The sequence below is a fragment of the Staphylococcus sp. HMSC62A08 genome, assembly GCF_001839105.1.
GTDB lineage: Bacteria > Bacillota > Bacilli > Staphylococcales > Staphylococcaceae > Staphylococcus > Staphylococcus caprae.
In genome coordinates this window covers 1-8846 of sequence record NZ_KV840027.1, presented here as the reverse complement: position 1 = coordinate 8846, position 8846 = coordinate 1, and the positions used below count along the sequence as shown (strand labels likewise).

Genomic DNA, 8846 nt, shown 5'->3' with positions numbered 1-8846 from the left:
TATCGAGCTCAAAAAGAGAAATATGACCGTCTTTATAAATTTTTTGACGATAACAAAGACAAATATCAATATACTGGATTTACTAAAGAAGCAATTAATAAAACACAAAATGTCGGTTATCAAAATGAGTATTTCTACATTACTTATCTTTCAAGAAATCTTAAAGAATATCGTAAATATTATGAACCTTTGATTAATAAAAGTGATGCAGATTTTAAAGAAGGTATGAAGCAAGCAAGAAAAGAACTACATTATGAAGCAAATTCCAATGTGGTTACGACACTATTTAGTACAAAGAAAGGATTCACTAAAGATAATTCAGTTGATGATGTAATTAATTTAAGCGATAAACTAAGTAAATTAGATAACAAACCTAAACAATCCACTATAACTATAATGTTAGGCAAAGGAGAAATTAACACTAAAAAGCCTTTCTACGATGACAATAAACCAATTAAGTATGGTGTTTATAGAAAGTAAACCAATGACAATTAACTTGTTAATCATATACAAAGCAATTACATTTACCTAAATATTTGCCAAAACTTGATTTGAGATTGAGGTGCACGATGAAAAAATTAATAAATTTTGCGCTAATTAGTCCCCTTTTATTATTCGGATGTTCGACGATAGATCATCATTTAAACAAAACGTCACAATCAGTCCCCGAAGAAATGCCAGCCAGTAAATATGTAGGACAAGGTTTTCAGCCAAAAGCTGAAAAAAGCGCTATTGAATATGCGAAGAAACACCGAAAAGAATACGAAAAACTCGGAGAACAATTCTTTAAAGATAACTTTAGTTTAAACGTCAAAGCGACCAACGTTGTCGGCAGTGGCGACGGTGTTGAAGTATTTGTGCATTGCGACGACCACGATATTGTATTCAACGCAAGTATCCCTTTCGATAAAGAATCGATTTATGAAAAAGGTTCTATGAGAAGTCATGACAATGGTGATGACATGAATAATATGGTTGGCACCGTATTAAGTGGTTTTGAATATCGAGCTCAAAAAGAGAAATATGATTACCTTTATAAGTTCTTTGACGATAATAAAGAGAAATATCAATATACTGGTTTTACTAAAGAAGCGATTAATAAAACACAAAATGTAGGATATCAAAATAAATATTTTTATATTACTTATCTTTCAAGAAATCTTAAAGAATATCGTAAATATTATGAACCTTTGATTAATAAAAGTGATGCAGAATTTAAAGAAGGCATGAAACGGGCAAGGAAACAATTAAACTATACAGCTAATTCTGACGTAGTAGCTACCTTATTTTCTACAAAAAAAGATATTACTAGAAAAGAAAAAATTCATAATGTCTATAAACTTTCAAAATCTATTGAAAAAGAAAATCAAATGCCAGAAAAAGTTACTATTACCAATCTATTTGGCGACATGAATATACCAACAAAAAAACCTCGCTATGAAGATATCGATTACGTTGAATTTGGAGCTTTCGAAGATGAATAAAATTAACGGTAGAGACCTTGCAAAATTGGGTGATTATTGAATCTAAAACTTCTGTATCCATTTTGTAACCAACCAAGTAATCATTAATATCTATTTTAATGATCGCTTGGTTGATATGTTAGGCTGTCCGTATAATAAATATCACTTTTTTTATTTTCTTCAAATGTATATTCAATAGTTTTGTCTCCAACTGAAGATCCTTTTATATTTCCTTTGCCTTTTAATAAAAGTTTAGGCGAATTATTTGTAGGAATATCGTATCGCTTCCTCAATTCTTTTACATTTTCATCTGTGGTAGTTAATTCATATTCCGCAGAATAACTTGGTACTTCGGGATTATAAGTAATATCTCCATTTTTATATTGCGACAAGTTATTAAACTTTGCATATTACGAGAAAAATTTAAATCTTTCTATTTCACTCTTCAGCCTTTTATCTTTCAAATTTTTAGTAACAATTATTTTCTTATTTTCAAGCTTAACTGGTATTCTTTTTTCATGATCATCTTCTGGTCCTCTATCATAAAATGTATTTATATAATAAAATCCCTTAGATTTTTTATTATTTCTATTCATAAATAAGACCATACCTTTAGAAACCAACTTATCACTATTCTTCCTAATAGACATTTCAGAACTTAAAACCCATGTTCCTTTATCATTTTTATCAAAATTTTCATCTCTGTATCCTTCTTTGTCATATAAATCTTCCAAATTTTTAATTGGATACATATCTAATGTCTTTGCGAAACTATCTTTAACCTCTTTTTCTTTATTTAGCTTTAAACCATACCAGCCACCAACGATGATAATTACAATTGCTAATGGTATAGTTATGACTTATATCCACTTTTTTGATAGATTCATTCGTCCACTTCTTTCTCCTAGTATTAATGTGTAGGCTTAAATTCAATACTATCCTTCAAGCTAATACTATCTTTTTTATTTCTTACAAATATAAACTCTATATCTTTAGTGCCTACTGAGCTTCCCTTTAAATCACCATCACCTTTTAAAACGAGTTTAGGTGCTTTCTTAGTAGGTAAATCATATCTTTCTCTAATCTGTTTCACATTAAAATTACTGTTATTCAGTTGATACTTAGCAGAGTAACTTGGTACTTCAGGGTTATATGTAATATCACCATTTTTATATGAATCAATATCTTTAAAATTTCCGTATTGAGAGAAAAATTTAAAGTTTTTTATTTCCTCTTCTATTTTCTTATTTTTAACCTTTTTAGTTAAATAAATTTTATTGTTCTTCATTTCAACAGGGTATCTTGTTTCTTTTACTCCATCATCATATTTATCTATATCATCACTATATATAGTTTCATAATAATAACCTGTAGCCTCTCGCTTATTTCTATTTATATTTAATAACATCCCTTTAGATTTTAAATCACCGCCTGATTTTTCTATTCCCATATCAGAATTTAAAATCCATTTCCCTTTATCATTTTTATCAAAATTTTCATCTCTAAATCCTTCTTTGTCGTATAAATCTTCTAGATTTTTAATTGGATACATATTTAATGTCTTTGAGAAACTATCTTTAATCTCTTTTTCTTTATTTAGCTTTAAACCATACCATCCACCAACGACAATAACTACAATTGTTAAAGGTACAGCTATGACTAATATCCACATTTTTGATATATTCATCGATTCACATCTTTCTATTAAAATTAATAGCTTACAACTTCATTTTAATGTAAAAGACTATACTTTTCATTTGAAAATTAATAAATATTAAAAATATATTAGAACACCTTATTTAACATTATATATATACATTCTTCATTCAGTTACTTCATTTATATAATTAAATGACTAAGTTAAAATAATAGAAAAAACGAGATAAATTATGTTAGCTAACAAAATATAAAAAGGAGAATTTTTAGTGGAACTTAACGAAGAAAATTTTAATTTACTTATTCATTCCGTTAGTGAATTGGCTGAAGTATTAGGAGAAAATCAATTCGAAACTAAATCAATAAGTCTATTATTCTTACAAATGAATTTTGGGGAAAACGCTTTCGAAAAGATTCTAACCGCATTCTCAAGATATGTTTCTAATAAAACGTCAGAGGAAATCCAATATAAAGATTTAAAAACCATTATAGATAAACATATACCTAAAGATAAATCAATAACACCTATAGTTAAGTATCAAATCATTAGTGGCTTCGCTAATAATTACTTACCAGAACTTATACCGTTAGTTGAAGAAATGAAAAGTGATATCGGGTTTATGATTAATGAAAAATTAGATAATTGATTCATATCTATATGCTATTAAATTTACTCATAAAAAAACGTTTATGCAGTCAGGATAGTGCATAAACGTTTTTCTCATATATTCTTTTTAATGGAATCTCATTCCACCGTCAACAATGATAGTTTGGCCTGTAATATAATCTGAATCACTGCTAGCTAAGAAACTTACTACGTTAGCCACGTCTTCTGGTTTTGATAATCGTTTTAAAGTGATTTGATCAGTAAATTGTTTCCATCCCCACTCCTCAGGTTTGTTGTTCTCTTTCGCTAATTTAATTGCGATACCTTCCATCATAGGAGTTTCAACGATGCCAGGAGCGTATGCGTTAACGGTAATACCCTTTCAGCTAAATCTCGAGCAGCTACTTGAGTTAAACCTCTCACAGCAAATTTAGTACTACTATATAAAGACAATCCCGCATTACCTTCTACACCTGCTTGAGAAGTTGCATTGATTATTTTACCGCCATGGCCTAGCTTATCAAATTGCTCTAATGCAGCTTGAATGCCCCAGAATACGCCACCAATATTTACGCCAATCACTTGGTCGAATTGTTCAGGCGTAACTGTATCAATAGGTGTCATAGGTCCTAATCCTGCATTATTCACTAGTACATTTAACTCTCCAAAATGCTCAACAACTTTTCTTAATACTGAAAAGACTTCATCACGATTTGAAACATCAGCTTTAAAGGCAATGACCTCTTGTTCTTTTGATGTAAGCTTTTCAGCAGCCTGTTTAGCGCCTTCTTCATTATAATCAACTATTGCTAAATGATAGCCATCTTTAAATAAACGTTCAGCTATTTTTAAACCAATACCTTGAGCCGCTCCAGTAACAACTGCTACTTTTTTAGAATTACTCATTTATATCACTCCAGTCGATAATATATTCAATTATTATCTTATCACCAGAGCATAATAATACTATGTATAGTTTGTGAATTATTAATCAAACTTTATATCTTAATATCTAACCTCATTTAAAAAGACAGCAACTCTTAATAAAAGCTACTGTCCATAAATTTACCTTATCAACTATTAATTTAAATATGTTCCTAGTTTTCTTGTTATGAAATATATTATTTACTTAAGATCATATGATTCTTTAAAATGCTTTGGCTTTTTCTCGTATTGATCTTTTAAAACAGCCTCTCCCGTCACTCTATTACCTTCGTCAAGAGAATAAGTATATGTGTTATAAGGTTCATCTTTAAACGTGACCTCTAAATCGTTATATCCAGTATTAAATGTGAAAATATTTCTTTCTGTTTTAACCTTATTCTCCCAACCTTTTTGCTTGAAGACATGGTGAACTTTATGTCTGAGCTTAGCTTCTTCGTGTTTTTCATGCTTATGCATTCCTCTAACAACTAATGCAATAACAATCGCTACAATAATTGCGATAACTCCTATAACTCCTAAAATTTTAACTAATTTGTCCATTTCAAAGCTCCTCAATAAATTGTCGATTCATACATTTTCTTTTTTAGCACCTTATTGAAAAAATTATCTGATATAGTAAACCTATACACTTATAAGTTATCATAATTTAATAATAATTTTAAAAAGGTGATTATTTATGAAAAAAGTGTTTTATATCATCGCAATCATCATTGTCATAACGATTATTTATACTATAGTAAACTTTTTATTCTTTGATAAATGGGCTTTTTACTCAAGTGAAAAACAGTTAAATACTTATATTAAAAATGAAGATACTAAGAAACTAAGTCAAATATCAAAAAATAATAAAACTTATCAATTTTTAAGGAAACAAGATAAAATTTCAATTGAGGGAAAAGCTGATAATCAAGGCAGTGGACATGTAGGATACTATCCTATTGATGTTAATGGAAAATCAGCGACATTAACTATTTAAATTAAACATGGATTCCTCCCAGAAAAACCAAACATAAAATCAATAGAACTGGATAAATAGAGACAAAAATTAAGTTAACAATTTTTAATCCTTATATTTTATTCATTAAAAAGCGTTTAATATACATTGTACTGAGGCCAAAAAGTTGTACTTTGATTTAGTATACTATTTAATCCTATATAGTATAGGAGACACGCCTATAGTTTTGCTTTAATCATTGAATCATTAAAAACAATATGTATTTGTTAGTATTATTTCTTTATTGACGCATTGGCTACGTAATCGCGACTATAACCACACCTTTAGAAAATCACCTCACTACGGCAATAGTGAGGTGATTGATACTTTCATGCTAGATTTCCTTGTTACATAAATTATATCACTAGAATGCGTAGAAATATAAAGCTTATACATTTTTTGTTAACACAATGATGTATTATGAGTAGTTAGTTTGTATATGATATGCATTTAATACCTTAACCTTTTCTAACCTCTTTTATAAACCCGAACAGCTTTTGACTTGATATATCGGTTGAGAGAATATGGATAAATAATAAATTGAGGTTGAGAGAGTAGGTGAACTGAGGATGGTCCGGCGCCATAATAATAAGATTGCCAAACTAATTTAGAACAATACGTTGGGCTTTTAGAATAAATATTAGGCGTTATGTTATAAGGCACATGACTAAAATGAGATGCTGCATATCTTCCAGCTTTGCCTCTATATTTTTTAGGCGCTCGATATACACCGATATAACGGTGTTTAGGGTGTCCTTTTTTCTTTTTTAAAGTCGCCTTTTTCCATTCATAAAAACGTTTTACTTTTACTGGTCTTTTAAATCCAGGTGCTTCCTTAATTTTTCCATTTCCTAAATAAATTGCAGCGTGGCCTGTGAAACCTTTTGAATCTGTCCCATTCGTGATAAAAAAGTCACCTTTTTTCAAATGAAACTTCTTTTTTCTTTTACGATTTTCTCGATCTATTTGATCTTGCTTTTGTTGTTTCCACCATTGTGCCTCAACTTCTTTTTCAAATTTTGCTTCTTCTGCTCGGTTTTCGGCTTGAATTTGTTTCCACTGTTCTTCAGTAATGGATTTAGACACAACGCCTTCATCTTGAAGTTCTTTCAACGAATTAGAGTTAGTTGAGCTGTCAGCTTGCGCATTTACACTTCCTGTAGTCAGAACTGTGCCACATATTGTGGTACATAATAAACTAGTTATTAACTTTTTCATTGCTTTCCTCCTATGACTTGACTGTGTTTCATTAAAAACATATCATAAAATTGTATTATTTTATTAAATTTCACAAAATATTAATAAAATAATAACACTTATTTAAGGAGCTTAATATGAAAAAAACATATAAAATAATAGGAATTATTGTTATCATTTTAATTATTATTTCTGTACTAATTCTTCTTACAGTGTCCCATTACTCTAATTATAAAAAAAAGGAAGAAGCTAAAACCAAAACAAAAGTTCACCGTGTGCTTAAGCAAAAAGGATGGGAAAACAAAATTAAAACAGAAGAACCCATTTTCACGTTTAATACTGGAGATAACTATTTAGAAGTCACTTATAAAGAGGAGCCATATAATACATATCAATATTATTATGATCTTGATGATGATGGTAAAGTAACTGGAGAAGCTGTTTTAAAAGAGAAATATCAAAGATACGATCTTAATAAAAATAAATATAAAGAATATAGAAAGCGACATCACTTTGAGGAAAAATATGATTTAAAATAAGAAAGAATTGAAGACTGTGTCGGTAGTTTAAGAGAGTTTGGGAATTATGTCCCAAACTCTCTATTTTGAGTTAATATCATAGGTTTTTATCAGAATTATACAAACATCTTTTGGAGTAGTCCTTGTTTTCGTTGTTGTAATGTTTCAACTTTCAAGGTCTGTTTTTCAATTAGATAATCTAATTTCTCTAAAAAATTTCCTATTTTCACTTGTTCTTTAATTGATGGCACATTGATTATAAAATTTGAAAGTACTGTTTTAGTAATTGTTTTAATAGTACCTCCAGGGGCCTTTTCTTTTTCCTTTAAAAATAGTAAATAGAGAGCATATTTAAAATAGTTCTTATTGATATCTATTTTAAAAGAGTTAATTAGTAACAACGTCCTATCAATATATGCGTCATATTGTAAAATAGCTACACGCCCTATACTTCCTTGTAAAGTGACTACAATATCACCTTTATATCCTTTAACACTCTTCGATTTAGCTAAGTCACTAATTCTTTGTTTCGTTTGTTCATGTAATTGCATATTTTTATCCACATCAACGACTTGAACAAATGGTTCGCCATTTAATTCATCATACCACTCTTTATTTCCATAAGGTTGTGGGAATGAACCTCTTCTATAATTAGCTATCTTATCTAATTTCTTCATTTCCCAATTGGAATAATCGCATCCATTATCATCTTTAAATCTTAACTCTTGTGAGAAAATCTTTTGCATATAACCTTTTTTCTGTTGTTCGAAGAGTGCAAGTTTCTCTTCTTCTAACTTAATCTGGCGGTCGAGTTTGCTAAAGAAATTACTTAGTTTATATTGCTCTTCACTTGAGGGCAAACTCATTAAATATTTAGATAGATTCTTTTTTGATATGCCCAGTACAGAAATGCCTGTACCCTGTTTACGAATAAACTTTAAATAATTATTAGTCTTAGTGTTATACAGTAAAAATCTAGAATCAATAAAATTTTTAGGTCGAAATAGATGAGTATGTAATCCAGCAATAATTTTCGAATCGTTGAAATCCGCTAAAATTGTTTTTCCCAAATCTTTATAGTCTTCAGATGCATCTGCAAATATTAAATCTCCTTTTTCAATCTCTTCAAAATCTTTAATTTCAGTAATAGTAGGAATTATATTAGCAAACTTGAGTATTGAAGGAAATCTAGAATGTATATCTCCATAGTGAATATATCTATAATCACCATTCCCTTCATATGATCTTGATAGAGAATAACTTTTTTTGAAATCACCTAATTGATCGAGAAAAGACTGTGTCCATTCGTCTTTAAATTCTGGAAATCTCAATTCTGGGGTGTTTGATTGTTCAGTCATTGTTCAACACTCCTAGTTCTTTGAGGTATTCGTTAATTTCAGATTCTACGTTGGCGATGTCTTTATCAATGTCTTTAAGTTGTTGGACTTGGTCTAAATCGATCGGTT

Annotated in this window: 9 protein-coding genes and 2 pseudogenes; 5 read left to right on the top strand and 6 right to left on the bottom strand. The window is 29.4% G+C overall.

Annotated features, from left to right (window positions below):
- Both HMPREF3264_RS12855 and HMPREF3264_RS00825 read left to right on the top strand, forming a co-directional pair.
- On the top strand, window positions 1-480 hold a 480-nt coding region (locus tag HMPREF3264_RS12855; RefSeq protein WP_256323943.1), incomplete at its 5' end, for a DUF1672 family protein.
- 89 nt (window positions 481-569) lie between these two features.
- Window positions 570-1484 carry a DUF1672 domain-containing protein gene (locus tag HMPREF3264_RS00825; RefSeq protein ID WP_070871612.1) on the top strand — a complete coding sequence of 305 codons (915 nt, stop codon included), beginning with the start codon at window positions 570-572 and terminating at the stop codon, window positions 1482-1484.
- Between the two features lie 95 nt (window positions 1485-1579).
- Here HMPREF3264_RS00825 and HMPREF3264_RS00820 read toward each other — a convergent pair.
- Both HMPREF3264_RS00820 and HMPREF3264_RS00815 read right to left on the bottom strand, forming a co-directional pair.
- Window positions 1580-2320: pseudogene (locus tag HMPREF3264_RS00820) on the bottom strand (tandem-type lipoprotein).
- Between the two features lie 53 nt (window positions 2321-2373).
- Complete coding sequence (locus tag HMPREF3264_RS00815; RefSeq protein WP_083327766.1) at window positions 2374-3150, bottom strand: tandem-type lipoprotein; 777 nt, start codon at window positions 3148-3150, stop codon at window positions 2374-2376.
- Between the two features lie 238 nt (window positions 3151-3388).
- Between HMPREF3264_RS00815 and HMPREF3264_RS00810 the strand changes: the two genes are divergently transcribed.
- A complete protein-coding gene (locus tag HMPREF3264_RS00810) occupies window positions 3389-3766 on the top strand; it encodes a hypothetical protein (protein ID WP_070871611.1) in 378 nt (125 codons plus the stop codon).
- A gap of 87 nt (window positions 3767-3853) precedes the next feature.
- Here HMPREF3264_RS00810 and HMPREF3264_RS00805 read toward each other — a convergent pair.
- Together HMPREF3264_RS00805 and HMPREF3264_RS00800 are read right to left on the bottom strand one after the other, a co-directional pair.
- A pseudogene (locus tag HMPREF3264_RS00805) lies at window positions 3854-4632 on the bottom strand ((S)-acetoin forming diacetyl reductase).
- Between the two features lie 219 nt (window positions 4633-4851).
- The gene (locus tag HMPREF3264_RS00800) at window positions 4852-5211 is read right to left on the bottom strand and encodes a DUF3139 domain-containing protein (protein WP_070871610.1); all 360 of its coding nucleotides are present in this window, start codon (window positions 5209-5211) and stop codon (window positions 4852-4854) included.
- A 136-nt stretch (window positions 5212-5347) separates the two neighbouring features.
- On the opposite strand from HMPREF3264_RS00800, the gene HMPREF3264_RS00795 reads away from it, so the two are divergent.
- Window positions 5348-5647, top strand: a complete 300-nt coding sequence (locus HMPREF3264_RS00795) for a hypothetical protein (RefSeq protein ID WP_070871609.1) — start codon at window positions 5348-5350, stop codon at window positions 5645-5647.
- A gap of 486 nt (window positions 5648-6133) precedes the next feature.
- On the opposite strand, the gene HMPREF3264_RS00790 is transcribed toward HMPREF3264_RS00795, so the two are convergent.
- The gene (locus tag HMPREF3264_RS00790) at window positions 6134-6883 is read right to left on the bottom strand and encodes an NlpC/P60 family protein (RefSeq protein ID WP_070871608.1); all 750 of its coding nucleotides are present in this window, start codon (window positions 6881-6883) and stop codon (window positions 6134-6136) included.
- Window positions 6884-6999: 116 nt separating this feature from the next.
- On the opposite strand from HMPREF3264_RS00790, the gene HMPREF3264_RS00785 reads away from it, so the two are divergent.
- Window positions 7000-7401, top strand: a complete 402-nt coding sequence (locus HMPREF3264_RS00785; protein WP_070871607.1) for a DUF3139 domain-containing protein — start codon at window positions 7000-7002, stop codon at window positions 7399-7401.
- Window positions 7402-7496: 95 nt separating this feature from the next.
- Here the strand turns inward: HMPREF3264_RS00785 and HMPREF3264_RS00780 are convergent, their stop codons facing one another.
- Window positions 7497-8738, bottom strand: coding sequence for a restriction endonuclease subunit S (locus HMPREF3264_RS00780; protein ID WP_070871606.1), 1242 nt, complete (start codon window positions 8736-8738; stop codon window positions 7497-7499).
- Between the last annotated feature and the right edge of the window lie 108 nt (window positions 8739-8846).

Bases quoted from the DNA above. Each gene is read 5' to 3' on its own strand.
- HMPREF3264_RS00815 (WP_083327766.1), bottom strand. From the start codon at position 3,150: ATGAATATATCAAAAATGTGGATATTAGTCATAGCTGTACCTTTAACA.
- HMPREF3264_RS00795 (WP_070871609.1), top strand. From the start codon at position 5,348: ATGAAAAAAGTGTTTTATATCATCGCAATCATCATTGTCATAACGATT.
- HMPREF3264_RS00790 (WP_070871608.1), bottom strand. From the start codon at position 6,883: ATGAAAAAGTTAATAACTAGTTTATTATGTACCACAATATGTGGCACA.
- HMPREF3264_RS00780 (WP_070871606.1), bottom strand. From the start codon at position 8,738: ATGACTGAACAATCAAACACCCCAGAATTGAGATTTCCAGAATTTAAA.
- HMPREF3264_RS00785 (WP_070871607.1), top strand. From the start codon at position 7,000: ATGAAAAAAACATATAAAATAATAGGAATTATTGTTATCATTTTAATT.
- HMPREF3264_RS00800 (WP_070871610.1), bottom strand. From the start codon at position 5,211: ATGGACAAATTAGTTAAAATTTTAGGAGTTATAGGAGTTATCGCAATT.
- HMPREF3264_RS00825 (WP_070871612.1), top strand. From the start codon at position 570: ATGAAAAAATTAATAAATTTTGCGCTAATTAGTCCCCTTTTATTATTC.